Source organism: Streptomyces sp. NPDC055239 (genome assembly GCF_053606205.1).
This window is the reverse complement of the sequence record NZ_JBSGRD010000001.1, coordinates 750,697-776,484: the sequence shown is the minus strand read 5'-3', so window position 1 is coordinate 776,484 and position 25,788 is coordinate 750,697. Positions and strand designations below refer to the sequence as shown.

The following is a 25,788-nucleotide window of genomic DNA, read 5'->3' as shown; positions in this document are numbered from 1 at the left end:
TCAGTTCTCACTTCCGTGCGGAGGACTTCTCGGCGAGGGTCACGGCGATCTCGATCAGCTGGTCCTCCTGGCCGCCGACGAGCTCGCGGCGGCCGGCCTCCAGGAGGATCTCGGCGCCGGACACCCCGTACTTCGCCGCCTGCCGGTCGGCGTGCTTGAGGAAGCTGGAGTAGACGCCCGCATAGCCCATGGTCAGCGACAAGCGGTCGAGCAGGCATTCGCCGTCCATGACGGGCCGTACGACGTCCTCGGCCGCGTCGATGATCTTCAGTACGTCGATGCCGGTACGGATGCCGAGCTTCTCGGCGACCGCGGCGAAGGCCTCGACGGGGGTGTTGCCCGCGCCCGCGCCGAAGCGGCGGACCGAGCCGTCGATCTGCTGGGCGCCCGCGCGCACGGCGAGCACCGAGTTGGCGACGCCGAGGCCGAGGTTCTCGTGGCCGTGGAAGCCGACCTGGGCGTCGTCGCCGAGTTCCGCGACGAGCGCCGCGATCCGGTCACTGGTCTGCTCCATCACCAGGGCGCCCGCCGAGTCGACGACGTAGACGCACTGGCAACCGGCATCGGCCATGATCCGGGCCTGCGCGGCAAGTGCCTCGGGCGGTCTGCTGTGCGACATCATCAGGAACCCGACGGTCTCCAGGCCGAGTTCACGGGCGAGCCCGAAGTGCTGGACGGCGATGTCGGCCTCGGTGCAGTGGGTGGCGATGCGGCACACTGAGGCGCCGTTGTCCGCGGCCTCCCGGATGTCGTCCTGCAGGCCGAGGCCGGGCAGCATCAAGAAGGCGATCTTCGCCCGACGGGCGGTGCGCACGGCCGCCTTGATGAGTTCCTGTTCCGGGGTGTGGCTGAAGCCGTAGTTGAAGGACGACCCGCCGAGGCCGTCGCCGTGCGTGACCTCGATGACGGGCACCCCGGCCGCGTCGAGCGCCGCGACCATGGACGTGACGTGGTCGACGGTGAACTGGTGCTGCTTCGCGTGCGATCCGTCTCTGAGGGACGAGTCGGTGACACGGATGTCCAGGTCGGAGCTGTAGGGCATGGCTGGTGAACTCCTTGGGTTCAAGGCGTGGTGCGCCGGGAGACGATCCGCTCGGCGAAGCCCTCGCCGACCTTGGTGGCGGCGGCGGTCATGATGTCGAGGTTTCCTGCGTACGGAGGCAGGAAGTCCCCGGCGCCCTCGACCTCGATGAAGACGGCGACCCGGGCCGGCGAACCGCTGACCGCGGTCGGCTCGTCGAACTGCGGTTCGGCGCGCAGCCGGTAGCCGGGCACGTACGAGGCGACTCGCTCGACGATCGCGCGCACCGAGGCGGTGATCGCCGCCCGGTCGGCATCGGCGGGGATCGCGCAGAACACCGTGTCCCGCATCAGCATCGGAGGTTCCGCGGGGTTGAGGATGATGATGGCCTTGCCCCGGGCCGCGCCGCCGATGGTCTCGATGCCCCGGCTGGTGGTGAGGGTGAACTCGTCGATGTTGGCCCGGGTGCCGGGCCCCGCGGACGGCGAGGCGACACTGGCCACGATCTCCGCGTACGCCACTTCGGTCACCCGCGACACGGCGTGCACGACGGGGATCGTGGCCTGTCCCCCGCAGGTGATGAGGCTGACGTTGGGGGCGTCGAGGTGCTTGCCCAGGTTGACGGCGGGGACGACCGCGGGGCCGAGGGCGGCGGGTGTCAGGTCGATTGCCTGGATGCCCAGTTCCGCGTACTTGGGGGCGTTGGCCCGGTGCACGTATGCCGATGTGGCCTCGAAGACCAGGTCGGGCTTCTCGTCCTGGGCAAGGAGCGGGTCGACCCCTTCGGCGCCGGTGTGCAGTCCTTCCTCGGCCGCGCGTTTGAGCCCTGGGCTCTGCGGGTCGACCCCGATCATCCAGCGCGGTTCGATCGCCTTGGACCTGAGGAGTTTGTACATCAGGTCGGTTCCGATGTTCCCGGAGCCGACGATCGCGGCGGTCGCCTTGGTCACTGTTCGAACCTCATCCGAATCGTGGGGTGTGGGCGGCACGGAGGCCCACTGGGGCGTGTCGGGTCAGCCGTCGTACGTGATGCGGAGCCGGTCGCTGACCGGGAGCGCCTGACAGGCGAGCAGCATCCCGTCGGCCAGGTCGGCCGCGTCGAGCACTTCGTTGCGCTCCATGGCGGCCTCGCCCTCGACGACCACACAGGCACAGGCGCTGCAGTTGCCCTCGCGGCAGGAGTAGGGGACGTCGAGACCCGCGGCGAGCATCACGTCGAGGAGCTTGCTCTCGCGCGGCCAGGACAACGCCCTTGTTTCACCGTCCAGTTCGACCTCGACGGTGCCGGAGCCCGCGCCGGACACCAGCTCCGGCGCGGGCTCCGGCGCGGGCTCCGGCACCGCGAAGGGGTCGGACGTCAGGGAGACGAACCGTTCGAGAGTCACCCGGTCCGGCGGTAGTCCCAGCCGGGCGAGCGCGTCGGTGGCGAGGTCCATGAACGGTCCGGGACCGCAGACGAAGGCCCGGAGGGCGGCGTACGGACGGGCGAGCGCCTGAAGCCCGGTCCGGGTGGGTCGGCCCTGGACGGACTCCAGCCAGTGGACGACGGTGAGCCGCTCCCCGTACTCCCGGCACAGGGCGGCGAGTTCGCCCCCGAAGATCACGGACTGTTCGTCGCGGTTCGCGTAGAGGAGCGTGACGGCGCCGGTCCCGGCGTGCAGGCAGGAGGTGAGGATCGACATCACCGGGGTGATGCCGCTGCCCGCGGCGCACAGGAGCAGGTCGTCGTCGAGCGAGTCCGGGGTGAACGTGCCTGCGGGGCGCAGTACTTCGAGGACATCGCCCTCGGTGACCCGGTCGCAGATCCAGTTCGAGCCGTAGCCGTTCGCGGTGCGTTTGACCGTGACCTTCAGGTGGTCGTCGCGCATCGGGGAACTGCACAGGGAGTAGCAGCGCGCCACTGATCCGCCCGCGCGCTCCGAGGGCACCCGGATGGTGAGGAACTGGCCCGGCTTGTAACGGAACTTGTCCGCACAGCCTTCCGCGGGTTCGAGGACGAGCGAGTGGGCGTCGGCGGTCTCCTTGACGACCTTGACGACGCGGACCGTGAGCGGGGTGCGGGACGTGGACGTCATGGCGCGTCCCCCGCGGCCTCTCCCCTCGCGGTCACCACCGCGTCGGGTGCTGCCGCCTCGGATCCTGCCGCGTCGGGTCCTGCCGCCGACGCGGCGTGCCGGGCGGCGAGGTAGCCGAAGACGATGGAGGGGCCGATGGTGGCGCCGGGTCCCGCGTACTCGCCGCCCATCACGGGCGCCGATGTGTTGCCGGTGGCGTACAGGCCCCGGACGGCGGAACCGTCCTCCCGCAGCACCCTGCTGTGCTCGTCGCAGACGAGGCCGCCCTTGGTGCCCAGGTCGCCGACCTCGATGCGGATCGCGTAGTAGGGCGCCTTGTCGATCTCGTCCAGGTTGGGGTTCTTCAGGGTGGGGTCGCCGTAGTAGCGGTCGTAGGCGCTGTCACCGCGGCGGAACTCGGTGTCGTCGCCGGTGCGGGCGTGGCCGTTGAAGCGCTGGACGGTCTCGGCCAGCGTCTCGGCGGGCACCCCGATCTTCTCGGCGAGTCCGGCGACGGTGTCCGCCCGGTGGACCGTGCCGTTCTCGTAGAACGCCTTGGGAAAGGGCATGCCCGGCAGGATCTGGGCGAAGGGGTACCGGGCCCGCGCCTTGGCGTCCATCACGAACCACGCGGGCACGTGTCCGCCCGTCAGCTGGTCGTGGACGAAGTTCACGTACGGCGAGGACTCGTTGGTGAAGCGCCGGCCTTCCGCGTTGACGATGACCGACGGGGGGATGCACCGCTCGGAGACCAGCGGGATCGTCGCGCCCGCGGGGTGATGGACGGACGGCATCCACCAGGCGTCGTCCATGAAGTCGAGGGCGGCGCCGACCGACTGACCGGCGGCGATGCCGTCCCCCACGTTCTCCACGGCGCCCGCGCTGTGGATGGCGCGCCCTCCGTCCGGCAGGTACTTCTCGCGCATCTCCTGGTTGTGGTCGAAGCCGCCGGTCGCCAGGAGCACACCGCGCCGGGCCCTGATGCGTGTCTCCCGGCCGTCGTGGGTGGCGACGATGCCGGTGACGGTGTTCGAGTCCTCCGGGTCCACGACGAGGGACGACATGGGCGTACGCAGCCGGAGCGGGACCCCGGCGTCCTTGAGCGCCATGCGCAGCCGCGCCACCAGGGCACGGCCGCCGGTCGCCATGTGCCGGCGGCGCACCACGTTGGACGACACCCGCCAGGCAGCCACCACCGAGGCCCAGCGTCCGCGCCAGGTGCGCTTGACCATGGCCAGATCGCGGTAGTCCTTGGCGGTGATCCAGAGGCCGAGCGGGCCCTTGAGGCTGTTGGGCCGCTGGAACCGCTCGTCGGGACCGAGCTTGCGGGTGTCGAAGGGCAGCGCCTCGATGGACCGGCCGAGCGGCCTGCCGCCGTCGTACTCGGGGTGGTAGTCGGCGTAACCCTTGACCCAGAAGAAGCGCATCCACCGGCTCTCGCCGAGGAGTTCCATCGCGGCCGGGCCGTGGTCGACGTAGGCGTCGAGGCGGGCGGCGGGGACGCGGCCCTCGGTGAGGAGGTCGAGATAGCGCCGTACCGAATCACGGCTGTCGTCGTGTCCCTCGGCGCGCAGGGTGGGGTTGTTGGGGACCCAGATGCCGCCGCCGGAGATGCCGGTCGAGCCGCCGAACTTCCGGCCCTTCTCCACGACCACGACCGACAGGCCGCTGTCCGCGGCCGTGAGCGCCGCCGCCATGCCGCCGCCACCGCTGCCGACGATGACGAAGTCGTACTCCTCGTCCCATTCCGTGCCTTCGCCGCGGGCGCTCACGAGGCGTCCTCGCGGGTCAGGAAGGCCAGGACCGCGCTCTCCCAGGCCGCCTTCTGCTCGATCATCACCCAGTGGCCGCAGTCCGGGAACACGTGCAACTCCGCGTCGGGGATGGTCCGCATGGGCAGGATCGACATGTCGACGGGGCTGACGCGGTCGTCCCGGCCCCAGGTGAGCAGGGTCTTCGCCCTGAGCCGGTGCAGCGTCGCCCAGTACGGCGCCTCGTCGGAGACAGCAGCGGCGGCCGCACGGGCGGCAAAGGCCTTCGAGCCGTACATGCGGCGGGCCGAGGCGAGCGTGTCCGGGTCCGTGGCCTGCGCCCACCGTTCCTCGATGAGCTCCTCGGTGACCAGGGCCGGGTCGTACACCATGGAGTGCAGCCAGCGCGCCAGGCCTTCCCGCGTGGGGTTGTCGGTGAACTCGGTAAGGAGTTTGATGCCTTCGCCGGGGCCGGGGCTGTAGAGGTTGCGTCCGATGCCACCGATGGTGACGAGCCGCCGCACACGACCGGGGTGGCCGAGGGCGAACCGGGTACCCACGATCCCGCCCATGGAGTTCCCGATCACGTCGACCTGCTGGAGACCGAGGCCGTCGAGGAAGCGGACGACCGCGTCACCCGCGGTGGCCATGGGGTGGCCGTCGGACGGGTCGCTGACCCCGAAGCCGGGGAACTCCAGGACCAGGCAGCGGAAGTGGGGTGCGAACGCGGCCAGGTTGTCACGGTAGTTGCGCCACCCGGTGACACCGGGGCCTGAGCCGTGCAACAGCAGCAGAGGAGGCCCCTCCCCCGCCTCGTGGTAGCGCAACACACCCTGGTCGGTCGCGAGTTCGCGCCGTGTCGAGTCGTGACTCAGCTCCGTCATCATTCCTGCCCTGTTCCTGCCATCGGTTGACCCGTGATCGGCTTCTGCGGGACCGGCTACCGGCACTGGTCCGCGACCGGTTCCCGGACCGTAGCCAGCGCCGTCGGACCCGAGCCGTGGGCGTCTCGGTCAGCGGGACGCGGCGGGAGCGGGGCCGTCGAAGCCCGGGAAAAGGGCGCGCCCTGGCGGGAGTTCCACTCATCGGGAGCGCGCTCCGGCCGCTCCGGAGGCTGTCCTACGTTCGGCCCGTGCCCGTCCCGGGGCACCCCGCCGCACCGGACAAGTCGAGGTGAACCGATGACCGCCCACTCCTTGACCCCACCCGTGGCCCCCGAGGAATCGACCCCCACACCGCAGCGGATGCGGCAGGCCCTCGGAGCCTTCGCGACCGGCGTCACCGTCGTCACGGGCCTCGCCCCGGACGGCGATCCCGCGGGCTTCGCCTGTCAGTCCTTCGCCTCCGTCTCCCTCACGCCGCCCCTCGTGCTGATCTGCGTCGACCACCGGGGGCGCGCATGGCCGAGCATCAGGGAGTCGGGGCGCTTCACCGTGAACGTCCTGGGCGCGGAACAGACGGACCTGTGCAGCCGGTTCGGCTCCAGCAAGGGCCGTAAGTACGAGGGCCTCGACTGGGAGTTGTCCCCCTGGGGGACGCCGTCCCTGCCCGGGGTCCTCACCCGGGTCCACGCCGAAGTCCATGACGTGCGGGGTGCGGGCGACCACGATGTGGTGACCGGCCGGGTGCTGGGTCTGGAGCCGGTGTCCGAGGACCTCCCCATGCTCTTCTTCCGGGGCGGCTTCGGCATCGAGAGTCCCGCGGCACGGACGGCCCCCGGTCCGTGGGGGTGGGGCGACCGCTGGGGGTGAGATCCCCGGTGGCGCGCCACCCACCGCCGCCTCAGTACCGCCTCAGTGCCGCATCACTGCCGCATCACTGCCAGTCGCCGTACTGCCCCGCAGCGAGCAGCCGGTCCATGGTCTGCGGTGACCAGGTCTCCTCCGGAGCGACCGGGGCCGCGGTCGCGGCCGACCGGCGCGGCGTCCGGTCCGGTCCGCCCGGAGCAGGGAAGAGATCGGCCGACACCTGGCGCGCCGCGTCCGCGACCAACGGGGCGACCTTCTCCAGCGGGGTGGCCGCGTCCCCGACCAGGGATATGGCTGCGACGGGCCCCTCGGGACCGCGGACCCCCGTCGCCACGCAGGCGATGCCGGGAAAGCACTCGCCGCGCTCGAAGGCCAGACCGCGGCGCTGCCGGATGCGGTTGAGCTCCTGGTGCAGGGTGCCGATGTCGGAGATGGTCCGCTGGGTCTGGCGGTTGATGGTGTCACCCGCCCGCGACTCCACCTCTTCCGGTTCGAGCCAGGCCAGCATCGCCTTGCCCAGTGCCGTGCAGTGGGCCGGGGCGCGGCCGCCGACCCGGGAGGGCACCGCTGAGGCGAAGCGGCCGCCCACCTTGTCCAGGTAGTAGACCTCCGCGCCGTCGAGGACAGCGAGGTGGACGACCATGCCGGTACGCATCTGCAGATGGTGGAGCCAGGTGGCCGCGGCCTCCCGTATACGACTCTGGGAGCCGTCGCCCCCGCCGAGGCCGAGTGCACGCCGACCGAGCCCGTACCCGAATCCGTTGTGCTCGAGCCAGCGCAGCCGGACCAGTTGGTCGAGGATCCGATGGGCCGTGGAGCGGGGCAGGTGGGTGCTGCGGGCCACGTCCTCCAGGGACCGCCGGGCGGTGTGGCCTTCGAACACGTCCATGATCAGCGTCATGCGCTCGACCATCGACGGTGGCAGCTCCCGGCGGGCGGACGGGTCCACGCCGGGAACACCTTCGACAACCGTCACAGATACCTCCAGTCACAGACTGAAATGAATTCTTGTTTTCTGGACGGTAACAGCGCGCCTCGAAGGCAGGGAAGACATGCGCACCGGCTCTTTGCCGACCACCTGCGGGTGGCTCACGTCATCGGCGTGAATTCGGGCAGGGTGAGGGCCGAGTGGGCCGGTCGTCCCTCCGCGGGAGGCATGGCGCTGAGGTTGCGCAGCATGTCGTTGCGCTGCTCAAGGGCCCGGGCGGTGGTCGGGAAGAGAGCGGCATCACCCTTGCCGACCTGCTCCTGATTGACGGTCACGAACTCACGGGTGTTGTGTTCGTAGGCGGCGAAGCCCGCGGCGTGGTCCCGGTCGGCCAAGGAACCGGCGAGCATGTACGCGCCGACGAGCGCGAGGCTCGAGCCTTGTCCGGTGAGGAACGAGGGCGCGTACGCGGCGTCGCCCACCAGCGCGACCCTGCCACTGGACCAGCGGGGCATGCGGATCTGGCTGACCACGTCGAAGAACAGGTCATCCGCCTCGCGCATGGCGGCGAGCATGCCCGGGACCTCCCATCCCGCGTCGGCGAAGACCGCGGCGACCAGGTCCCGTTGGGCTGCCGGGTTACGGAACGCGTCGAACGGCGGCTCCGGGCGGGCGAAGTTCAGGAAGCCGTGCACATCGCCGTTGCCCCCGACGGCGTAGAGTGCCGCGGCCCTGCCCGGGGTGTTCCACATGATGACCTCGTCGGCGAGTCCGAGGGTGTTGGGCAGGGTGAATCCGGCGAAGCAGTAGCCGAGGTAGCGGTGGAACTGCTCTTCGGGGCCGAACAGGAATTCACGGGTACGTGAGTGCAGACCGTCCGCACCGAACACCATGTCGAACGTACGCCTGTCGCCCCCGCGGAAGGTGACGTCGACCCCGTCGCCGGACTGGTCGAGGGTGTCGATGGAGTCGTCGAACAGGAACTCCACGTCGTCACGGACCGCCGTGTAGAGAGCGTCGGTCAGATCCCCGCGCCGTATCTCGAGGTCCTGTCCCGCGACACCGCCGGTGAGGGCATGGGGGTTGACCGATGCCACCTCGCTGCCGTCCCCGTCGAGGAAAGTAAGGCGGCGCAGGTCGATGTGCGCGTCCCTCAGCCGCGGCAGGATTCCCATCCTCCGGACGACTTCGAGTGCGGTGCCGCGCACGTCGATGGGGTAGCCACCGCCACGAAGTGCGCTCGCCTTCTCCACTACCGTGACGGCGAATCCGTAGCGGTTCAGCCAGAACGCGAGGGCGGGCCCCGCGATGCTGGCCCCGGATATCAGGACCTTGCGCTTGGGCTTACCACGGACACCCCTCAACAGGTCGGTGCGGCTCATTCCTTGACTCCTTTGCTCATGGTGCGGGCGACAAGCAGGGACAGGGCCGTGACTGCGCCGGCTATGACGAAGCCGACGACGAAGGCCGATTCGGCCGGGACATCCGACCCGGAGGGGGTCCCGGCGGTGAGGAGCGCGCCACTGACCTGCACTCCGACGGCGAAGCCGAGCACGCGAGTCACCAGGACCAGGCTGGTGGCGATACCGGTGTCACCTTGGTCGACGGATGTGGCGGTGTTGGTCACCATCGCCGTGACGCACAGGCCGTTGGCGAGCGCGATCATCATCTTGCCGATGACGAGGTGCCAGACCTCGGTGTGCACGGCTGCCAGGGCGAGCAAAGCGGCGACCATGATGACGATCCCGGCGGTGACCACGGCACGCGAACCGAAACGGCGCGCCCCGATCCCACCGATCGGCCCGGCAAGGGACGCGGCAACAGCGCCGGGCAGCAGGAAGAAGCCGATCTCGGTGGCACTGGCCCCGAATCCGTACTCACCGGCGGGCACAGCGAACAGTTGCGGGACGAGATAGACCGGCACCGAGGTACCGACGCAGATCACGAAGGTCAGCACACACGACTTCCACACCGCGGGCCGCGCCAGCATGGCCAGATCGACCACCGGCGATGCCGCACGACGCTCGACGGCTATCCATCCGGTCACGAACGCGGCCAGAACCACGATGAGGGCAATGAGTACGAGTGGCTGCGAGGCGATGTCGGGTGCGAGGGCGAGTACGAGCATGAGCGTGACCAGGGTCCCGCTCAAGAGGAGAAGGCCGGGCCAGTCGACCCCGGCGCCGTCCGACCGGCCGGGCGGATCATGCGGCATCAGCCTGTTCACCAGGATGGTGGCCACGATGACCGCGATCGTCGGCAGGGCGAACATCCAGTGCCGGGAGAGCCCTTCCGCCACGGGCCCGGCCGACAGCGTTCCCGCCATCCCGCCCCCGACGAACAATCCACTGACCGTCCCGATGGCCACCTTCGACTCACCCGCGGGGAGGTGTTTGCGCACCAGGATGAACGACAGGGGCAGCGCACCCACCATCGCTCCCTGTAATACCTGGCCGAGCAGCAGCACCGGCAGGTTCGGCGCGAGGGCGGACACCAGACCACCGGCGCAGACCACCGCCATCAGCCGGATCAGGACCCGTTTTCCGCCGTAGCGGTCGCCGAACTTGCCTGCGACCGGCGTGACTAACGCGCCGGTGATGAGCAGCACGATGCTGAGCAACGCCCCTTCGGCCGGACTCATGTCCAGCTCGCGTTGCAGGAGCGGGAGCGTCGGCGTCACCACCGACTCCAGGGCACCGGTGGCCAGTGCCAGCATGCCGAGGGCCCAGACGGCGGCCTTACCGATGCGGACCGGGGGAGCCAGAGTTGCGGTCATGGACGTCCTTTCCATCGTTGCCCGGCTCCTGCGGGGCGAACCCCTTTAAGCCGTAACCGAGTTGGCGCATGCACGGCGGCACGCGCCGATTCGATCATTACACTACACCGTGCAGTGTAGATGGAGGGGAAGCTAAGATGTGCCCATGCCGACCACGAAGACACTGCGCGAGGGATCCACACGGAAGCGGGCCGCCATCCTCACGGCGGCCCGGGAACTGTTCCTCGCCGACGGCTTCGACCGGTCAAGCGTCGACGCGGTCGCCGCCCGGGCCGAGGTGTCCAAGCGGACCGTCTACGACTACTTCGGCGACAAGCGGACGCTTCTGCAAGCAGTCGTCGACGCCGTCGGCCAGTCACTGATCATCACGATCCGGCGCACCCTCGACGACACGCTCACCGGCCTCACCGAGGACGCCGAACTCGAGGGCGCCCTGATCGCTTTCTCGATGCGCATCGCGACCGACATGCTCGGCTCGGCGGAGTACGCGACGCTGCAACGACTGGTCCGGGCGGAATCCGGCAACCTGCCGCACCGGGACTACAACTCCATGGCCGACACCCCCGACGAGGCGATCGCCGAGCGGTTCGCCGCCTTCGCCGCGGCCGGGCTCCTCGAGGTCCCCGACCCCCGACTCGCGGCCGACCAGTTCATCGCGCTGACCTTCGGCGTCGCCCTTGACAGGCTCGGCTCCGCGAACGCCACGGAGGACACCCGCGTACGCCCCCTCATCGTCGAGGGAGTGCGGACCTTTCTCCGGGCCTACCGAACCAGGTAGGAGCCCGGAGCCTCTCTCCAGGGCTCCGGGCTCCTTGGGCACGCAGAGGGGTCAAACGGCTGCCGCGGCCAGCCGGTTCAAGAGACCCGCCACGAGCGCGACCCGGTCCGGGATGTCGTCGACGAGCACGTGCTCGTGGCGGGCGTGGGGGCCCGCGCCGCTGCAGCCGAGACCGTCGAGGACCGGCACGCCGAGCGCCGCGATGAAGTTCGCGTCGCTGCCGCCGCCGACGCTGATCGGCTCGAGGGGCCCGCGCAGCTCGGTGGCGACCTCGTCGACAAGGCCGAACAGGGCCTCGCTCGCCGGGGTCAGGCGCATCGCGGGGCGGTTCCACTCCCCGCCGATCCGCACGTCGACGCGCGGATCGCCCGGCCGCAGCGAGGCAAGGACCTCGTCGACGCGGTCGGCTTCGTCCTGCCGGGTGATGCGGACATCGACGAGGCAGTGCGCACGGCCCGCGACGACGTTGCGGGCCGTGCCGCCGTCGAAGGTGCCGATGTTGATCGTGGTCCCGGCGTCGGGGTCCTGAGCCGCGGCGAGTTGGGTGACCAGTTCGGCGAGGGCGTGGACCGCGCTGGCGCCGCCCGCGGGATCGTTGCCGGCGTGGGACTCGATGCCGGTGGTGGTGATGCTGAAGGTGCCCACACCCTTGCGTTCGGTCTTGGCGTCCCAGCCGATTCCGGGTTCGAGCACCAGCGCCGCCGCGCAGTGGCGTGCCGCGTCCTCGATGAAGGGTCGCGACTTCGGGCTGCCGAGCTCCTCGTCACCGGTGAACACGAACGTCACCGTCGGGTGGGGCAGCCCCAGTTCGCGCAGGGCCCGCAGCGCCCAGACTCCATTGACGAGCCCGGCCTTCATGTCGTAGACGCCCGGCCCCCTGGCGATCCCCTTGTCCACGGTGAAGGGCCACTCGGCCAGGGTGCCCGCCGGCCACACCGTGTCGTAGTGGCAGATCAGGAGCACCGGCTTCCCCGGGGTTCCGGTTCCGGGGTAGGTCGCCGTCAGGACGTCTCCGTGCTCCGCCTGCTCGTGGCGGATCCACTCGGCCGGCGGGCCGAGACGGTCCTCCACCCAGGACCTGATCGACGCGGCGGCGGTGTCCAGCAACACCTTGTCGGAGCTGGGAGATTCGAGGCCGACGAGCGCCGACAGATCGCCGAGCAGGTCGTCGAGGTGGGTTCGGGTCCAGGTGGACAGCGGCTTCGCGGACAAGAGGTGCGCCAATCTGTGTGTGGGGTGTGGGATTTAGCGGACGGGGACGCCGGGGCCGAGTGGTATGCCAAGGGCGTACCAGGCGAGGAACATCGCCAGCCATACGACGAGGTTGACCACGGCGAGCGGCAGGACCAGGGACATCAGCGTGCCGATCCCCGCGGACGGCCGGTAGCGGCGGATGAACCCCAGCGCGATGACGAAGTACGGACTCATCGGGCTGAGACTGTTGGTGGGCGCGTCGGCGATACGGAAGAGCGCCTGGGTGGTCTCCGGCCGGATGCTCAGGAGCATCAGCATCGGCACCAGGACCGGTGCGACAAGCGACCACATCGCCGAGCCGCTGGTGAGGAACAGGTTGAGCAGACTGACGAGCAGCACCGCGCCGACGAAGATCACCACGGGTTGCGCGCCGAGCGAGTCGAGCACCTTGGCGCCGGAGATCGCGATGACCTGCCCGATGTTGGTCCACTTGAAGTAGCCGAGGAACTGCGAGACCGCGAAGAACAGCACGAGGACCGGGACCAGTTCGCGCAGACCTCTTCCCATCAGGTCAGGGATGTCCTGCGCGGCGGTGATCGTGCGCACGGTCAGTCCGTAGACAGTGCCGATGATCATGAAGAACACCATGAGCACCACGGCGACGTTGTCGAGCAGCGGCGATTCGACGATGGAACCGCCCTCGCCGCGCAGGGGCGAGCCGGTGGGCAGCGTCGCGAGGACCACCGCGGCCACGTACAGCGCTCCGGCGGCGATCGAGCGGCGTACGCCCTTGTGCTCGTCGTCGGACAAAGTCATGTCGGGCAGTTCGTCGACGTCGGTCAGTTCCGGCTCGACGGCGTTCATCGCGGCGACCCGGCGCGCGACGACGGCTTCGGTGACGAAAGTGATCACGACCGCGAGCAGCAGACAGGACGCCGCGGAGAAGTACCAGTTCGACACCGGGGTGACCGAGTAGGACGGATCGATGGTGTGCGCCGCCGATGTGGTCAGGCCCGCAAAGATCGCGTCGGATCCCTCGATGACCGGGCTGACGCTGCTCGCGCCGCCCACGGCCACGTACGACACGACCGCGCCGATGATCGGGCTGCGGCCCACCGCGCGGAACGCGATCATGCCGAGCGGGATCATCACCACGAACGCGGCGTCTCCGGCCACGTGGGAGAACATGCTGGTCAGCGCCACGGCGAAGGTCACCATTTTGGCCGGGACCCGGGCGAGCGCGGCGCGCATCAGTGCGGGGAGCAGACCCGTTCCGTCCGCGATCGCGACGCCGAGCATGACCACGACGATCAGCCCGAGCGGCGGGAAGTTCACGAAGTTCGTGATCAGGTCGCCGAGGACCATCTCCACACCGGCGTCGGACACGATGCTCTTGACCCCGATGACCTTGCCGTCGGCAGGTGAGACCACCGAGACGTCGAGCGTGGCGAGCAGCCAGCTCGCCACCACTATCAGCCCGCTCAGGATCACGAACAGCCAGAACGGGTGCGGCAGTTTGTTGCCTGCCCGGTCCACGAAGTCCAGCACACGCAGGATCACCGTCGTCGGTGAACGCCGTCGTTTCGTCGTCACCTCGGTCATGAGAGCCTCCCGCTGCTGTTCAGTGGCGTTATGGCTCGCCATAAGACAGCGCGACGCTTCTTTGTGTCAAGCATCAGATGCCTAACGACAGAATCGCTCTGTGTAGGCTGTGTGCATGCAAGAGATGGAGCATGGGCTCGATGACGCGGACCTCGATCTGGTGGCCGCGCTGCAGATCGCGCCCCGAACGCCGCTGAACACGGTCGCCGACATCCTGGGCACCTCGGCCAGCACGGCGGGGCGGCGCATCCAGCGGCTGCAGCAGCTCGGGCTCCTGCGCTTCATCGGCACCGTGCACTGGTCACTCCTCACCACCGGCAATCCCTACGTGGTGTGGATCAAGTGCAGGCCGGGTGCCACGGCCGACGTCGCGAGGGCCATTCAGAAGGTGCCGCAGGCCCAGTCGCTCATCACCACCACCGGCGACTCCGACATCTACTGCACTCTCTATCCCCTGCCAGGTACGGACACGCGCCGCCTGCTGACCCGGACGCTGCCCGAGATCCCCGGCATCGCGTCCATCCAGTCGCACCTGGTCCTGCGCTCCGCCCGCGAGGCGTTCACCTGGCGGCTCGACCGGCTCACCGCACGGCAGACGGAGGAGTTGCGCCAGCAGGCCGACACCCTCCCCGATGCGGCCCCCACCAGCGTCGGGCCCCTCAACGAGATCGAGTTCCGCACGCTCAAGCTCCTTGTCGAGGACAGCCGGATCTCCGCGGCGCAGGTCGCCCGCGAACTCGACGTCAGCCGGTCCACCGCCTACCGGACGATCCAGTCGCTCCTGGAATCAGGTGCCGTCCGCCCCCGGGTGGAGATCGAACCGGCCGTCCTCGGGTTCCCGATCACCGCGCTGTTCACCCTCGACGTCCAGCCGCGGCACATCCCCGCCGTCCTGACCGCACTCGGTGAGCACTCCTGCGCGCGGTTCACCGTCATGACCGCAGGGCCTGCCTCGATCCTCCACCACGGCGTCTTCACCGACGAGGACCACCTGTCCAGGTTCGTCACGGACGACCTCGGCGCGCTCCCCGGTCTCAACGGCGTCAACACCCTGATCGCCCTGTCCGTCCTGCGCCGCCAGTGGATCGACCGCGACGACGATCTCGTACTGGGGCACAGGGCCCACGACATCCTGTCGCCGAACCACCAGACCCGGTGACGAGGTTCAGCTCTCAGGCAAGTCCCGCGTGCAGCAGGCGTTGAAGCGGCTTGCGGGCGGCGAACAGTGCCAGGCCGACACCGATGCCGATCACAGCGGTGATCGTGAAGTAGGAGGCGTTGTCGATCGCGGTGAACAGCTGGCCGAGCAGACCCGCGAGCGATGAACCCAGGGCGAGCGTGAGGAAGTTGAGGCCGACCATCTGGGAACGGAAGGCCTCAGGACCGATCCGCGTGGCCAAGGACAGCCCGATGGGGCCGACGAAAACCTCCGAGGAACCGGCCGCCATCATGAAGAGCAGGATGAGGAAGAGCGGGATCTCCGCGTTGCCGGTGGCTTCGGACAGGACGAGCAGGAACAGATAGGCGCAGCCGATCTGGACCAGGCCGATGGCGACCTTGGTGACCGGTCCCGGCTGGCGCTCCCCCAGGCGGTTCCACATCCGGGCGATGAGCGGCGTGATGAGGACCGCCGCGAGCGGACTCACGGTCGTAATCCAGGCGACGGGGAAGGTCCAGCCGCCGATGTGCAGGTCGATGCGCTCGGTGATCAGGATCGAGATCGCCGTGAACTTCTGGAAGAGGAAGCCGAAGTACACGCCGGAGGCCAGGAACAGCGGCAGGTAGCCGAGGATGCGCCGGCGTTCGTCGCGCGTGACCGTCTTGGACGTGGTCATGGTCAAGAAGTACGTGGCGGCCGCTACCAGCGCCGACACGGTCACCACCGTGGACAGGTTCTCCGCCCGCAGCAGCCCGGCGGCAACAGCGGCGCCAACGGCCAGAAGGAAACCCAGGGCACCCACGGCGAGCAACGGCCGACGCCTCGCCGGGAGAGGGTTGTTGACGATCCGGGCCCGCTCGGGAAGGTGCCTCATCGACACCACGTACTGCCCGAGCGCAACGGTCATGCCGATGGCGGCGAGCCCGAAGCCGTAGTGGAAGCCGAGTTCGTTCTGGGCGAGGCCGGTGGTGAGCGGGCCGACCACCGCACCGATGTTGATGGCCATGTAGAAGTACGAGAACCCGGCGTCCCGATACCGTTCGTCGGGATTCTGGTCCAGGACGAAGCCCACGATCGAGGTGATGTTCGTCTTCAGCGTGCCGGTGCCGAGGACGATGCACACAAGACCGGCGCCCAGGCCCGCGAGGCCCGGCGCGAAGGCGAGCACCACATGTCCGGCGGTGATGACCACGGCGCCGTACAGCACCATGTTCCGCGGGCTGGCAAGGCGCTCCCCCATCCAGGCACCGAGGAGCTGTGACAGGTACACCGCGCCGCCGTACGCGCCGACGACGCCCGAAGCCACGGCAGGATCGAGGGCCAGGCCGCCGTCCGCCACCTCGTACAGCAGGTAGAAGGAGAGGATGCCCTGGAGCCCGTAGAACGAGTAGCGCTCCCACAGCTCGGTGAAGGCCATGCTCCACAGGCCGCGCCGCAGGGAACGCCCGTTCGCGTCGGCCGGGGTGGTCGGGTGGGTGCCGTCGCGGTGTTCCGTGGACGGTGCGGGGGTTCCCCTCATTCGCTGAGTCCTGCCAGTCGGGAGCCGACACGGGCGATGAGCGAGGTGTTCTGGGAGTGCCGCTTCTCCTCCCAGCGGTCGGCGACGCCGAAGAGCCGGTACATGGCGTGCACGCCGACCCAGCGCAGGGGTTCGGGTTCCCAGCGGCCGGAGTCGTGGTCGTTCCAGGGCAGCCGGGTCAGGTCGGTGTCACGTCCGTCGGCGCGGTCGAGCAGGGTGCGTGCCGCGAGCTGTGTGGCCGTGACGCCGTGGCCCGCGAAGCCGCGGACCACACCGATCCGCGTGGCGGGGTCGAAGGTGACACCGGCACACCAGTCGCGGGTCACACCGATGGCACCTCGCCAGGCGTGCTCGACGGTGAACCGCGTGTCGGGGAAGAAGAGCTGGAGCCGCTCGCTGAGGGTCCGCACGGTGCGGGCGTCCACGCGCCCCTGACCCGGGGTGCCGGAGTTGAAGGCGTAGGGAGTTCCGCGTCCGCCGATGGCGATGCGGCCGTCCTCGGTGCGCTGTGCGTAGACGAAGGTGTGGGCCGCGTCGCCCAGACATTCCCGGCCCTGCCAGCCGATCTGTTCCCACACGTGGTCGGGGAGCTGGTTGGTGACGACCATCGAGGAGTTGACCGGGATGACCTCGCGGGCGCCGAGAGCGCGGACGTCGCTGTCGACCTGTCCCGAATAGGCCTCCAGGCACGTGAAGATCGTCGTGCCGCGCACGGTGCCGCGTGACGTGGTGACGGCGCCTGGCGCGATACGGGTGGCGCGGGTGTGCTCCAGGATGCGTACGCCCTTTGCCGTCACGGCATCGGCGAGGCCGTGGACGAGCTTGGCCGGGTCGACGCGGGCCGTGGTGCGGGTGAGCAGGCCACCGAGCGCCGGACGGACGGCGATCCGCTTGTTGACGGCGTCGGCGTCGAGGATTTCGAGGTCGTCGGCGCGGTAGCCGTTCGCCAGGTCCGCGGCGTGGGTGAGTTCGAGGCGTTTCATCGCCGCGGGGGTGGTGGCCACGCGCAGGTGTCCGCCGCGCTGCTGGTCCGCCTGGATCCCCTCTTTCTCAAGGATGTTGAGGGTGTCGTCGACGGCTCCGTCCATCGCACGCTGGAAGGAGGCGATGGCGGCGGCACCGTCCTGACCCCGCTTGCGCGCGGCTTTCGCGTACACGGCCCGGTTGCCCGGGATGAGCGGGGAGAGCCAGCCGCCGTTGCGTCCTGATGCCCCATAGCCCACCTCTTCCGCCTCCAGGACGGTGATCTTCGCGGTGGGGTGCGCCGAGGCGGCGTGGTAGGCGGCCCAGAGTCCGGTGAGACCGCCGCCGACGATGACGAAGTCCTGTGTCTCGTCGGGTAGTTGAGCGTCCCGTTCCCGTTCGAGCGGAGCGCCCGGGGTCCGGGATGCTCTCATCCAGTGCGATATCTCGCCGTTGCGGTAGGCGGCCATCCGGGGCTCCTTGGGCATGCGGTGGTGCGGCATTGCGGCGGCGCGGTGACGCGGGACGCGAGTTCGTCAGGGGGGGGCGGAACAACGCGTGCGCTCAGTACGTGGGAGGCGCCATGGTCCACAGCACCCTGGCCTCGTCCGTACCCGTGGCCTCGGCGACGCGGTGGGGGTCGCTGCTGCGGTAGTGGATCGAGTCGAGGGCGGAGAGCCGGTGCCTCTGATCCCGCACCCAGACGTCCACCTCACCGGTCAGGACCAGGAGCAACTCCTCGGAACTGCCGTGGGTGTAGGGATCGACTCCGGTGGAACCACCTGGCGTGAAGTGGCCGAGGAGTACTTCCAGGTGGTCGAAGGATGCGGGGGTGAGCTTGATCTTCGTGGCGCCGTCTCCGAACGACATGCCGTGGGTGTCACGGAACCGCAGGACGGGGCCGGCCGCGCTCCCCCCGTGGTCGAACAGGTCACCGACGTTCAACTTCAGGACCTCGCACAGCCGTTGCAGGGTGCGCACGCTCGCGTTGGCCTGATCGCGCTCGACCTGGGAGAGGTGTCCCTCGGTGAGTCCACTCTGCTCTGCCACTTCCTTGAGCGTCAGATGCAGGGCCTTCCTGCGGCGGCGCAGGCGCGCGCCGACCTCGGCCGGAGAACTGGAGTGATCTTTCGCCATGGCCGGAAACGTAGCAACGATGCACCGCTGCCACAATGGTCTATCGCAGAATCATATTTTTCTTTGATGAGTGGGGAGCTTGCCGCCACTACCGGAGTTGCTGCCAGTGCGCGGCCCGGAGTCCTGCCGCCCGGCCGCCGGGGTTCCACAGCACGAAGACACCCGGCGGCTCACAACACCACGGCGATTTACAGGTGGCGGCCGATCGCGGGCATCAGGTCCTGGAAGGTGCGGCCGGTCGCGGGCTCACCGATGGCCGTCAACCGCCAGCCGCCGTTGACCCGTTGGACCTTCGCCATGATCTGCGCGGTGTGGCTGCCACCACCGGCGAGCGTATAGCGGGCCAGCTCCTGGCCCGTCGTCTCGTCGAGCAGACGGCAGTAGGCGCTGCTCACCTCGGCGAAGGTCTGGCCCGTGAAGGAGTTCACGGTGAAGACGATCTGGTCCACCTGCGGGGGAACGTGCTGCAGGTCCACGGCGATGGATTCGTCGTCGCCCTCACCACTGCCGCCGACCAGGTTGTCGCCGCTGTGCCGCACCGAGCCGTCGTTGCTGACCAGGTGACGGAAGAAGACGACGTCGGCGTAGCTCTGCCCGGCGAAGAGCACGGCCGACGCGTCGAGATCGATCTCTCGGGAGCCGGTCAGCTTGGCGAAGAACCCCTTGCGGGGCGCGGCCTGCCAGCCAAGGCCCATGCGGACGACGGTGAGCGCGGGACCCTCGGACTTGCTCAGACTGATCTGCTGGCCCTTGGCCAGGTTCACGGACATGCGGGTGATTTCTCCTTGGTCAGTACGGTCGCGCGAGGCACGGATGGTCAGGTGGCCCGCCGCCCGGTCCGCTCACGCGAGGAGGCGTCGGGACGGTCGGGCGACGGGCCAGGGATGGGTCAGAGGCGGGTCAGAGGCAGGAGCGGATCAGACGTTCACGCCGAAGTCGGACGCGATGCCCGCGAGCCCCGACGCGTAGCCCTGACCTACGGCACGGAACTTCCACTCTCCCCCGTGGCGGTACAGCTCACCGAAGACCATCGCGGTCTCGGTGGAGGCATCCTCGGACAAGTCGTAGCGAGCGATCTCGGCGCCACCCGCCTGGTTCACGACGCGGATGAAGGCATTGCTGACCTGCCCGAAGCTCTGCCCGCGCGACTCGGCGTCGTGAATCGACACCGGAAAGACGATCTTGTCGATCTCGGCGGGCACAGCGGCGAGGTTCACCTTGACGCTCTCGTCGTCGCCCTCGCCCTCACCGGTGAGGTTGTCGCCGGTGTGCTCGACCGAGCCGTCCGGGCTGGTGAGGTTGTTGTAGAAGACGAAATGCTGGTCCGACACGACCTTGCCGGACCCGTTGCACAGCAGGGCGGACGCGTCGAGGTCGTAATCAGCACCTGTGGTCGTACGCACGTCCCAGCCCAGGCCGATCAGCACCGCGGTCAAGCCCGGTGCCTCCTTGCTGAGTGACACGTTGCCGCCCTTGGCCAGGGAAACTCCCACTGCGATTACCTCCATCGTTCGAGCCGTTGTTCACGGCGTGTTCTTACCCGGGACAACGTCGCCGGGGCAGCAATGGTTCCATGGTTGCGCAATAGATTAAGTATGGGTGGCGATGGCGCGCCACACCGTCAGGCAAGGAGTGCCGGATGTTCGCGGACGTGGGGCCCATGGAGCTGATCACGATCGCGGTGATCGGCGTGCTGCTGTTCGGTCCTGACAAGCTGCCGGAGTTTCTGCAGAACGCGGCGCGCACGGTGCGTAAGATCCGTGAGTTCTCCGAGAGCGCACAGGACGAGATCCGCTCCGAACTCGGCCCGGAGTTCAAGGACTTCGACGCCCGCGATCTGCACCCGAAGACGTTCGTGCGCAAGCACGTACTCAACGGCGAAAGTGACCTCGGTCGCGAACTCACCGACATGCGGGACGCGCTCGACCCCCGACGCGAACTGGCCGCCACCGCCGACGCCCTGCGCGATGCCGCCACCGCCGAACCGGCCCGTGGCACCGGAGCCACGCCGCGACCCGCCGTCAATCTGGCGAAGCCCATGGCGGCAGCATCCGGGCGCGCGCACGCCGCCTTCGATCCTGACGCCACCTGATCGCCCCCCCCACACACATCACACCGACTCAAGGATTGCGCAATGCTCAAAGCCACGTCCACGCCCACGTCTACGTCCACGTCCTCGGACAACCACGGCCAGGCGGTCCGAGAACTCGCCGTGCTCGATGGCGGACCCGCCCATGGTCTGCGCCTGCACGTCGCGGACAGACCGCCGGTGGTGCAGGTCACCCGCCCCTGCGACGTGGAGGAGGCAGGACCGGACGGCCTGCGGGCCGAAGCGCTGTACGTGTACCGGCGCGACCTGCGCGTGCAGGACGAACCGCTGCGGTACGGGTTCGACGGGGCGAGCCCGTGAAGGCGTGAACGTCCGGACCTCAACCTCACCGGGCGGTACCGATATCGGTACCGGTCACCATCACACTCGCCACCGAATCGCAGTTTTTGTGCCGGATCCGTGCCGTGTGCGACTTCACACGCCTCACCGGCGCACCCGTCGCCGCATCCATGCTGAACTGCGAGCCGTCCCGTGTCTTTGTGGCCGATGACGACCAGCACGCCATGCGATCCCACCCGCAACACAACGGCTCGACGAAACAGAGAAGGCGAGAAGCGTCCATGAATGTCAGTGCGCACATCGAGGCCGTCCACGCGCAGGTCCGCCGCCGCGACCCCGGTGAGGCCGAGTTCCATCAGGCGGTCACCGAGGTCCTCTCCTCCCTCGCGCCGGCCCTTGAACGGCATCCGGAGTACGTGGAGACAGGGATCGTCGAGCGACTGTGCGAGCCCGAACGGCAGTTGGCCTTCCGGGTCCCATGGGTCGATGACCAGGGTGACGTGCGGGTCAACCGCGGCTTCCGGATCGAGTTCAGCAGCGCACTCGGCCCGTACAAGGGCGGCCTGCGGTTCCACCCGAGCGTCAATCTCGGCATCGTGAAGTTCCTCGGCTTCGAGCAGATCTTCAAGAACGCGCTGACCGGCATGGCCATCGGCGGCGGCAAGGGCGGCGCGGACTTCGACCCCCGCGGGCGCTCGGACGGCGAGGTCATGCGGTTCTGCCAGTCCTTCATGACCGAACTCCACCGCCACGTGGGCGAGCGGACCGACGTGCCGGCCGGTGACATCGGCGTGGGCTCCCGTGAGATCGGCTACCTCTTCGGCCAGTACAAGCGCATCACCAACCGCTTCGAGGCGGGCGTCCTGACCGGGAAGCCGGTCGCCTGGGGAGGTTCACACGCCCGTACCGAGGCCACCGGCTACGGCACGGTCTACTTCGCCCAGGAGATGCTCGCCACCCGCGGCCACGACTTCGACGGGCGCCGCGTGGTGGTCTCCGGCTCCGGGAACGTCGCCGTCTACGCCATCGAGAAGGTGCACGCCCTTGGCGGTCGCGTCGTGGCCTGCTCCGACTCCTCGGGCTACGTCGTCGATGAGGACGGCATCGACCTGGAGCTCCTCAAGGAGATCAAGGAGGTGCGCCGCGCCCGCCTGTCCACCTACGCCGAGGCGAAGCCCACCGCACGCTTCTCGGCCCGGGGCACCGTGTACGACCTTCGCTGCGACATCGCCCTGCCGTGCGCGACCCAGAACGAGTTGGGCCGCGAGGACGCCGTCGCGCTGATCAAGAACGGGGTGCTCGCCGTCGCCGAGGGCGCGAACATGCCGTGCACTCCCGAGGCGGTCCAGCTGTTCCACGAGGCCGGGGTCCTCTTCGGCCCGGGGAAGGCGGCCAACGCGGGCGGAGTGGCCACATCGGCCCTTGAGATGCAGCAGAACGCGGCGCGCGACCAGTGGGCGTTCGAGGAGACCGAGAGCCGCCTCGCCGCCGTCATGCGCAACGTACATGCCGAGTGCCGCCAGACCGCCGAGGAGTACAGCGGGACACCGGACGACTACGTTCTCGGCTCCAACATCGCGGGCTTCCTGAGGGTCGCGGACGCCATGTCCGCCCAGGGCATCGTCTAGATCGCCACCGTGGAGGGGCGGCCGGCCCCGAGCTGATTCGGGACCGGCCGCCACTTCGGGGCAGGGAATGGTCAGGCCGGGGCAGGGGATGGTCAGGGGCCGTCGGTCAGGCGCCGTCAATGATGTCGATGGCGGCCGCGGGGCAGACCGCGGCGGCTTCGCGGGCCGTGGTGTGCTGCTCCTGCGGCGGCGTCGGGTCCAGCAGGATGACGATGCCGTCCTCGTCGCGCTGGTCGAACACCTCGGGGGCGATCAGGACGCACTGGCCCGCGCCGCAGCACTTGTCCTCGTCGATCGTGAGCTTCATACGGGTTTCTCCCTGCGTCGGGGCGGTGGGGATGGCTGAACGAGGCGGCCCGGCGGCCGTGTTGGGGTGAGGCGTCCTGGCGGAAGTCACCAGCGCACCGGGACGGTGCGCAGACCGCCGACGAGCAGCCCTTCCACCCGTTCCAGGTCTTCCGTGGCGACGGCCAGTTCGAGGGCGGGCAGTTTGCGCAGCAGGACTTCCAGGACGACCTGGAGTTCGGTGCGGGCCAGTGACTGGCCCAGGCAGGAGTGGGGTCCCGCGCCGAAGATGAGGTGAGGGTTGGGGCTGCGGCCCAGGTCCATGTCCTCGGCGTTGTCGAAGACGTCCTCGTCGCGGTTGGCGGCGGGCATGCTGCAGATCACGGTGGTACCGCTCGGCACCGTCCGGCCGCCGATCTCGGTGTCCTCGGTGACGTAGCGGCGCAGGCCGAATCCGAGGTTGGTGTCGAAGCGAAGCGCCTCTTCGACGGCGGTGCGCACCAGCGAGGGGTCGGCGAGCAACTGCTCCCACCGGCTCCGGTCGGCCAGGAGCATGGCGATCATCTTGCCGATCATGTTCGCGGTGGTCTCGTGTCCCGCGACCAGGAGACCCATGGCAGTCGCGAGGAGTTCCGCGTCCGAGAGCCCTTGATCGGCAGCCGTCGCGGAGTCTTGGATGAGGGTGCTGATGAGGTCGTCGGTCGGCTTCTCGCGCTTGGCGGCGATGTGCCCGGACATGTACTCGACGAACTCGCGCTGGGCCCGTTCGGTCTCCTCCCGGGTGAACCGGGTGATGCTCAGGAGCGCGTCGGACCAGTGGGAGAAGCGATCCCGGTCCGCCGCGGGCACGCCGAGCAAGTCGCAGATGACGTAGACGGGCAGCAGGAAGCCAACGTGCGCCTTGAGGTCGGCGGGTGCGCCGACGCTGACCATGTCGTCGACGAGCCGTTCCGCGGTCTCTGTCATGCCGGGCCGCAGAGCCGTCATGCGCTTGGCGGTGAACCATTTACTGACCTGACGGCGCCACTGCTGGTGCGGCTCTCCCGTCGTGGGCAGGGAGAGCGCTCCCGCACTGCCGGATGCGATACCTCCGCCGCCCTCGCCCTCGGGTGCGAGGCGGGCAGCGCCGTCCTCGGCAGTGGGGCGGGCGAAGCGCGGGTCGGAAAGGAGCGCCTTGACGTGCGCGTGGCGGGTGAGCAGCGTCGCTCCGTCGCCGCTGGGCAGTTCGACCGCCGCCACAGGGCACTGGCTGCGCAGCCGCTGCCAGTCGGCGGGGGCGTCCAGCGCGCCCTGCTGGGGCAGCGGATAGCGCACGGTCTCTTGGCTGTCGCTATGGCTGCGGCCGTTGCTCTGGCGCTTGCTCTGGCTCTGGCTCTGGCGCTTGCTCTGGCTCTGGCTCTGGCTCTGGCGCTTGCTCTGGCTCTGGCTCTGGCTCATGACTGAACTCCCTCGGAAATGTGGGGCTTTCGTCCGGTCGTCGCGGCGGGCGCTGTAGGTGCGGAAGCGCTCACGCTTATGCACGGTACACGCGAAAAGCATCATGCACATGCATTGCATGATGCTCTTCATGGGCATGATGCACACGCGTTGGCGTAAGGTGCGGGTGTGCAGACGGTTGAGCCGGAGGTGGCCGAAATGGATGCCCAGCAGGCAGGGGAACAGATCGAGCGGGAGCTGCTGATCCTCACCCGACACCAGGAGATGGCTTCACCGCGCCGCCTGGCCGGCACCGAGGCGCTGGACCGCAGCGCATACGTGCTCCTGAGCCGGATCGAGGTGCAGGGGCCCATGTCGATAGCCGACCTCGTGACCGCCTTCGGCCTGGCCGCCTCCACGTTCAACCGGCAGACGACCACCCTCCTCAAGGACGGCCTCGTCGAGCGGACGCTCGACCCGGACGGAGGCGTCGCACGGAAATTCCGTATCACCCAGTTGGGCAAGGACCGACTGAAAAGCGACCGCGACATCGTCGTCGACGGACTGTCCGAAGTGGTCACCGAATGGACCCCCGAACGCCTCGACACCTTCGTCGCCGACCTCCAGCAGTTCAACAAGGACATCGAGCGCCTCACCGGTCGCCCCTGGCCCCGCTGATCACATACCGACTCTCATGAACGGGTCGGCCTCGCGTCGACGATGCGCAGTGCGATGTCGCCGTACTGGTAGGCGAGTTGGTCCACCGAGAACTCGCCGCCCTCGTGGAACCAGCTGGCCACGCCGATGCCCATGTCCAGGATCGAGTACGAGGCGATTCTGGCCGACCGCACCTGGAAGACTCCCTCGGTCGCTCCCCGCTCGATGAGTTCGCGGTAGCGGCGTTCGTAGTCGCTGCGGCGGCTGAGCACCCGCTCCTGGTCGGGCTGTTCCAGATTGCCGATCTCACGGTTGCCGACGAACGCCTCCAGGCGGTGGCGGGCGTGGTAGCGGATGTGCGCTTCCACAGAACGACGCAGTTGTTCGCGTACGTCGTCGGTGCCGGAGACGGCCGCGATGTTGTCCGCGATGAGCTGCTCCATCGTGCCGACCATGATCTCGGTGAGGAGCTCGTGCTTCGAGGCCACGTGCTTGTACAGGCTCGGGCCGCGCATGCCGACGGCGGCGCCGATGTCCGTCATCGTCGTGGACCGGTAGCCCTGCGCGGCGAACAGCCTCAGCGCGGCCAGCCGGATGCCCGACCGGCGGTCCACCGGGGACTCCTCTTCGGGCCGTGCGGGGCGGTGGGGGCGCTCGTACGGTCCGCCTGGCACCGCGTCCACGTATCCCTCCGGCTATGAGTCATTAGCCACACCCTCTGTGTGGCGATTCGAGCATAGCTGGCCCCACTCCCTTGACATGGACGTCAACCTCCCCTGTCAT

The 25,788-nt window shown here is 69.0% G+C and carries 25 protein-coding genes; 7 read left to right on the top strand and 18 right to left on the bottom strand.

Annotation, left to right across the window (positions count from 1 at the left end):
* Positions 1-7 precede the first annotated feature (7 nt).
* The 5 genes from dmpG to ACWFRJ_RS03125 form a co-directional block, all read right to left on the bottom strand.
* Positions 8-1,042 carry a 4-hydroxy-2-oxovalerate aldolase gene (gene dmpG, locus ACWFRJ_RS03145; protein ID WP_453524441.1) on the bottom strand — a complete coding sequence of 345 codons (1,035 nt, stop codon included), beginning with the start codon at positions 1,040-1,042 and terminating at the stop codon, positions 8-10.
* A gap of 20 nt (positions 1,043-1,062) precedes the next feature.
* Complete coding sequence (locus ACWFRJ_RS03140; RefSeq protein ID WP_453524440.1) at positions 1,063-1,971, bottom strand: acetaldehyde dehydrogenase (acetylating); 909 nt, start codon at positions 1,969-1,971, stop codon at positions 1,063-1,065.
* A 63-nt stretch (positions 1,972-2,034) separates the two neighbouring features.
* Positions 2,035-3,096, bottom strand: coding sequence for a 2Fe-2S iron-sulfur cluster-binding protein (locus ACWFRJ_RS03135; RefSeq protein ID WP_453524439.1), 1,062 nt, complete (start codon positions 3,094-3,096; stop codon positions 2,035-2,037).
* Positions 3,093-4,847, bottom strand: coding sequence for an FAD-binding protein (locus tag ACWFRJ_RS03130; protein WP_453524438.1), 1,755 nt, complete (start codon positions 4,845-4,847; stop codon positions 3,093-3,095). Before ACWFRJ_RS03130 ends, ACWFRJ_RS03135 begins: the two co-directional genes overlap by 4 nt.
* On the bottom strand, positions 4,844-5,710 hold the full coding sequence (locus ACWFRJ_RS03125; RefSeq protein WP_453524437.1) for an alpha/beta fold hydrolase: 867 nt from the start codon (positions 5,708-5,710) through the stop codon (positions 4,844-4,846). Before ACWFRJ_RS03125 ends, ACWFRJ_RS03130 begins: the two co-directional genes overlap by 4 nt.
* A 297-nt stretch (positions 5,711-6,007) precedes the next feature.
* Here ACWFRJ_RS03125 and ACWFRJ_RS03120 point away from each other — a divergent pair, with 297 nt between their 5' ends.
* Entirely contained in the window at positions 6,008-6,577 is a 570-nt protein-coding gene (locus tag ACWFRJ_RS03120; protein WP_453524436.1) for a flavin reductase family protein, read from the top strand.
* A 64-nt stretch (positions 6,578-6,641) separates the two neighbouring features.
* Here ACWFRJ_RS03120 and ACWFRJ_RS03115 read toward each other — a convergent pair whose 3' ends face one another.
* From ACWFRJ_RS03115 to ACWFRJ_RS03105, 3 genes are all read right to left on the bottom strand, one after another.
* A complete protein-coding gene (locus tag ACWFRJ_RS03115; protein WP_453525056.1) occupies positions 6,642-7,487 on the bottom strand; it encodes an IclR family transcriptional regulator in 846 nt (281 codons plus the stop codon).
* Between the two features lie 176 nt (positions 7,488-7,663).
* Positions 7,664-8,884, bottom strand: coding sequence for an FAD-dependent monooxygenase (locus ACWFRJ_RS03110; RefSeq protein ID WP_453524435.1), 1,221 nt, complete (start codon positions 8,882-8,884; stop codon positions 7,664-7,666).
* The gene (locus ACWFRJ_RS03105) at positions 8,881-10,278 is read right to left on the bottom strand and encodes an MFS transporter (RefSeq protein WP_453524434.1); all 1,398 of its coding nucleotides are present in this window, start codon (positions 10,276-10,278) and stop codon (positions 8,881-8,883) included. Before ACWFRJ_RS03105 ends, ACWFRJ_RS03110 begins: the two co-directional genes overlap by 4 nt.
* 145 nt (positions 10,279-10,423) lie before the next feature.
* Between ACWFRJ_RS03105 and ACWFRJ_RS03100 the strand changes: the two genes are divergently transcribed.
* Positions 10,424-11,056, top strand: coding sequence for a TetR/AcrR family transcriptional regulator (locus tag ACWFRJ_RS03100; protein WP_453524433.1), 633 nt, complete (start codon positions 10,424-10,426; stop codon positions 11,054-11,056).
* 51 nt (positions 11,057-11,107) lie between these two features.
* Here the strand turns inward: ACWFRJ_RS03100 and ACWFRJ_RS03095 are convergent, their stop codons facing one another.
* Both ACWFRJ_RS03095 and ACWFRJ_RS03090 read right to left on the bottom strand, forming a co-directional pair.
* Positions 11,108-12,268 carry a M20 family metallopeptidase gene (locus tag ACWFRJ_RS03095; protein WP_453524432.1) on the bottom strand — a complete coding sequence of 387 codons (1,161 nt, stop codon included), beginning with the start codon at positions 12,266-12,268 and terminating at the stop codon, positions 11,108-11,110.
* A gap of 33 nt (positions 12,269-12,301) precedes the next feature.
* Positions 12,302-13,852 carry an AbgT family transporter gene (locus ACWFRJ_RS03090; protein ID WP_453524431.1) on the bottom strand — a complete coding sequence of 517 codons (1,551 nt, stop codon included), beginning with the start codon at positions 13,850-13,852 and terminating at the stop codon, positions 12,302-12,304.
* A 115-nt stretch (positions 13,853-13,967) separates the two neighbouring features.
* Between ACWFRJ_RS03090 and ACWFRJ_RS03085 the strand changes: the two genes are divergently transcribed.
* Positions 13,968-15,011, top strand: a complete 1,044-nt coding sequence (locus tag ACWFRJ_RS03085) for an Lrp/AsnC family transcriptional regulator (protein ID WP_453524430.1) — start codon at positions 13,968-13,970, stop codon at positions 15,009-15,011.
* Between the two features lie 13 nt (positions 15,012-15,024).
* On the opposite strand, the gene ACWFRJ_RS03080 is transcribed toward ACWFRJ_RS03085, so the two are convergent.
* The 5 genes from ACWFRJ_RS03080 to ACWFRJ_RS03060 all read right to left on the bottom strand — a co-directional run bounded on the left by ACWFRJ_RS03080 (position 15,025) and on the right by ACWFRJ_RS03060 (position 20,123).
* The gene (locus tag ACWFRJ_RS03080) at positions 15,025-16,530 is read right to left on the bottom strand and encodes a peptide MFS transporter (protein ID WP_453524429.1); all 1,506 of its coding nucleotides are present in this window, start codon (positions 16,528-16,530) and stop codon (positions 15,025-15,027) included.
* A complete protein-coding gene (locus tag ACWFRJ_RS03075) occupies positions 16,527-17,963 on the bottom strand; it encodes an NAD(P)/FAD-dependent oxidoreductase (protein ID WP_453524428.1) in 1,437 nt (478 codons plus the stop codon). Before ACWFRJ_RS03075 ends, ACWFRJ_RS03080 begins: the two co-directional genes overlap by 4 nt.
* 94 nt (positions 17,964-18,057) lie before the next feature.
* Positions 18,058-18,630, bottom strand: a complete 573-nt coding sequence (locus tag ACWFRJ_RS03070) for a helix-turn-helix domain-containing protein (protein WP_453524427.1) — start codon at positions 18,628-18,630, stop codon at positions 18,058-18,060.
* A 188-nt stretch (positions 18,631-18,818) separates the two neighbouring features.
* Positions 18,819-19,400: a TerD family protein gene (locus ACWFRJ_RS03065; protein ID WP_453524426.1), complete on the bottom strand. Its 582-nt coding sequence runs from the start codon at positions 19,398-19,400 to the stop codon at positions 18,819-18,821.
* A 147-nt stretch (positions 19,401-19,547) separates the two neighbouring features.
* Positions 19,548-20,123, bottom strand: coding sequence for a TerD family protein (locus ACWFRJ_RS03060; protein ID WP_453524425.1), 576 nt, complete (start codon positions 20,121-20,123; stop codon positions 19,548-19,550).
* Between the two features lie 146 nt (positions 20,124-20,269).
* Here ACWFRJ_RS03060 and ACWFRJ_RS03055 point away from each other — a divergent pair, with 146 nt between their 5' ends.
* From ACWFRJ_RS03055 to gdhA, 3 genes are all read left to right on the top strand, one after another.
* Positions 20,270-20,722: a sec-independent translocase gene (locus tag ACWFRJ_RS03055; RefSeq protein ID WP_453524424.1), complete on the top strand. Its 453-nt coding sequence runs from the start codon at positions 20,270-20,272 to the stop codon at positions 20,720-20,722.
* 42 nt (positions 20,723-20,764) lie between these two features.
* Positions 20,765-21,040 (top strand): hypothetical protein, encoded by a 276-nt coding sequence (locus ACWFRJ_RS03050; RefSeq protein WP_453524423.1) that lies wholly within the window; start codon positions 20,765-20,767, stop codon positions 21,038-21,040.
* Positions 21,041-21,300: 260 nt separating this feature from the next.
* Positions 21,301-22,647 carry an NADP-specific glutamate dehydrogenase gene (gene gdhA / locus ACWFRJ_RS03045; protein WP_453524422.1) on the top strand — a complete coding sequence of 449 codons (1,347 nt, stop codon included), beginning with the start codon at positions 21,301-21,303 and terminating at the stop codon, positions 22,645-22,647.
* A gap of 106 nt (positions 22,648-22,753) precedes the next feature.
* Here gdhA and ACWFRJ_RS03040 read toward each other — a convergent pair whose 3' ends face one another.
* Both ACWFRJ_RS03040 and ACWFRJ_RS03035 read right to left on the bottom strand, forming a co-directional pair.
* Positions 22,754-22,954, bottom strand: coding sequence for a ferredoxin (locus ACWFRJ_RS03040; RefSeq protein ID WP_453524421.1), 201 nt, complete (start codon positions 22,952-22,954; stop codon positions 22,754-22,756).
* Between the two features lie 86 nt (positions 22,955-23,040).
* Positions 23,041-24,369: a cytochrome P450 gene (locus ACWFRJ_RS03035; RefSeq protein ID WP_453524420.1), complete on the bottom strand. Its 1,329-nt coding sequence runs from the start codon at positions 24,367-24,369 to the stop codon at positions 23,041-23,043.
* A 198-nt stretch (positions 24,370-24,567) separates the two neighbouring features.
* Between ACWFRJ_RS03035 and ACWFRJ_RS03030 the strand changes: the two genes are divergently transcribed.
* Entirely contained in the window at positions 24,568-25,026 is a 459-nt protein-coding gene (locus ACWFRJ_RS03030; RefSeq protein WP_453525055.1) for a MarR family winged helix-turn-helix transcriptional regulator, read from the top strand.
* Between the two features lie 14 nt (positions 25,027-25,040).
* On the opposite strand, the gene ACWFRJ_RS03025 is transcribed toward ACWFRJ_RS03030, so the two are convergent.
* On the bottom strand, positions 25,041-25,688 hold the full coding sequence (locus tag ACWFRJ_RS03025) for a TetR/AcrR family transcriptional regulator (RefSeq protein WP_453524419.1): 648 nt from the start codon (positions 25,686-25,688) through the stop codon (positions 25,041-25,043).
* Positions 25,689-25,788: the final 100 nt, after the last annotated feature.

What these genes read in the sequence shown, in the direction of transcription:
- dmpG (WP_453524441.1), bottom strand. Translation starts at nt 1,042, where the DNA reads ATGCCCTACAGCTCCGACCTGGACATCCGTGTCACCGACTCGTCCCTC.
- ACWFRJ_RS03090 (WP_453524431.1), bottom strand. Translation starts at nt 13,852, where the DNA reads ATGACCGAGGTGACGACGAAACGACGGCGTTCACCGACGACGGTGATC.
- ACWFRJ_RS03085 (WP_453524430.1), top strand. Translation starts at nt 13,968, where the DNA reads ATGCAAGAGATGGAGCATGGGCTCGATGACGCGGACCTCGATCTGGTG.
- ACWFRJ_RS03135 (WP_453524439.1), bottom strand. Translation starts at nt 3,096, where the DNA reads ATGACGTCCACGTCCCGCACCCCGCTCACGGTCCGCGTCGTCAAGGTC.
- ACWFRJ_RS03065 (WP_453524426.1), bottom strand. Translation starts at nt 19,400, where the DNA reads ATGTCCGTGAACCTGGCCAAGGGCCAGCAGATCAGTCTGAGCAAGTCC.
- ACWFRJ_RS03100 (WP_453524433.1), top strand. Translation starts at nt 10,424, where the DNA reads ATGCCGACCACGAAGACACTGCGCGAGGGATCCACACGGAAGCGGGCC.
- ACWFRJ_RS03115 (WP_453525056.1), bottom strand. Translation starts at nt 7,487, where the DNA reads ATGGTCGAGCGCATGACGCTGATCATGGACGTGTTCGAAGGCCACACC.
- ACWFRJ_RS03040 (WP_453524421.1), bottom strand. Translation starts at nt 22,954, where the DNA reads ATGAAGCTCACGATCGACGAGGACAAGTGCTGCGGCGCGGGCCAGTGC.
- ACWFRJ_RS03050 (WP_453524423.1), top strand. Translation starts at nt 20,765, where the DNA reads ATGCTCAAAGCCACGTCCACGCCCACGTCTACGTCCACGTCCTCGGAC.
- ACWFRJ_RS03055 (WP_453524424.1), top strand. Translation starts at nt 20,270, where the DNA reads ATGTTCGCGGACGTGGGGCCCATGGAGCTGATCACGATCGCGGTGATC.
- ACWFRJ_RS03030 (WP_453525055.1), top strand. Translation starts at nt 24,568, where the DNA reads ATGGATGCCCAGCAGGCAGGGGAACAGATCGAGCGGGAGCTGCTGATC.
- ACWFRJ_RS03075 (WP_453524428.1), bottom strand. Translation starts at nt 17,963, where the DNA reads ATGGCCGCCTACCGCAACGGCGAGATATCGCACTGGATGAGAGCATCC.
- ACWFRJ_RS03105 (WP_453524434.1), bottom strand. Translation starts at nt 10,278, where the DNA reads ATGACCGCAACTCTGGCTCCCCCGGTCCGCATCGGTAAGGCCGCCGTC.
- gdhA (WP_453524422.1), top strand. Translation starts at nt 21,301, where the DNA reads ATGAATGTCAGTGCGCACATCGAGGCCGTCCACGCGCAGGTCCGCCGC.
- ACWFRJ_RS03110 (WP_453524435.1), bottom strand. Translation starts at nt 8,884, where the DNA reads ATGAGCCGCACCGACCTGTTGAGGGGTGTCCGTGGTAAGCCCAAGCGC.
- ACWFRJ_RS03120 (WP_453524436.1), top strand. Translation starts at nt 6,008, where the DNA reads ATGACCGCCCACTCCTTGACCCCACCCGTGGCCCCCGAGGAATCGACC.
- ACWFRJ_RS03080 (WP_453524429.1), bottom strand. Translation starts at nt 16,530, where the DNA reads ATGAGGGGAACCCCCGCACCGTCCACGGAACACCGCGACGGCACCCAC.
- ACWFRJ_RS03035 (WP_453524420.1), bottom strand. Translation starts at nt 24,369, where the DNA reads ATGAGCCAGAGCCAGAGCCAGAGCAAGCGCCAGAGCCAGAGCCAGAGC.
- ACWFRJ_RS03070 (WP_453524427.1), bottom strand. Translation starts at nt 18,630, where the DNA reads ATGGCGAAAGATCACTCCAGTTCTCCGGCCGAGGTCGGCGCGCGCCTG.
- ACWFRJ_RS03125 (WP_453524437.1), bottom strand. Translation starts at nt 5,710, where the DNA reads ATGACGGAGCTGAGTCACGACTCGACACGGCGCGAACTCGCGACCGAC.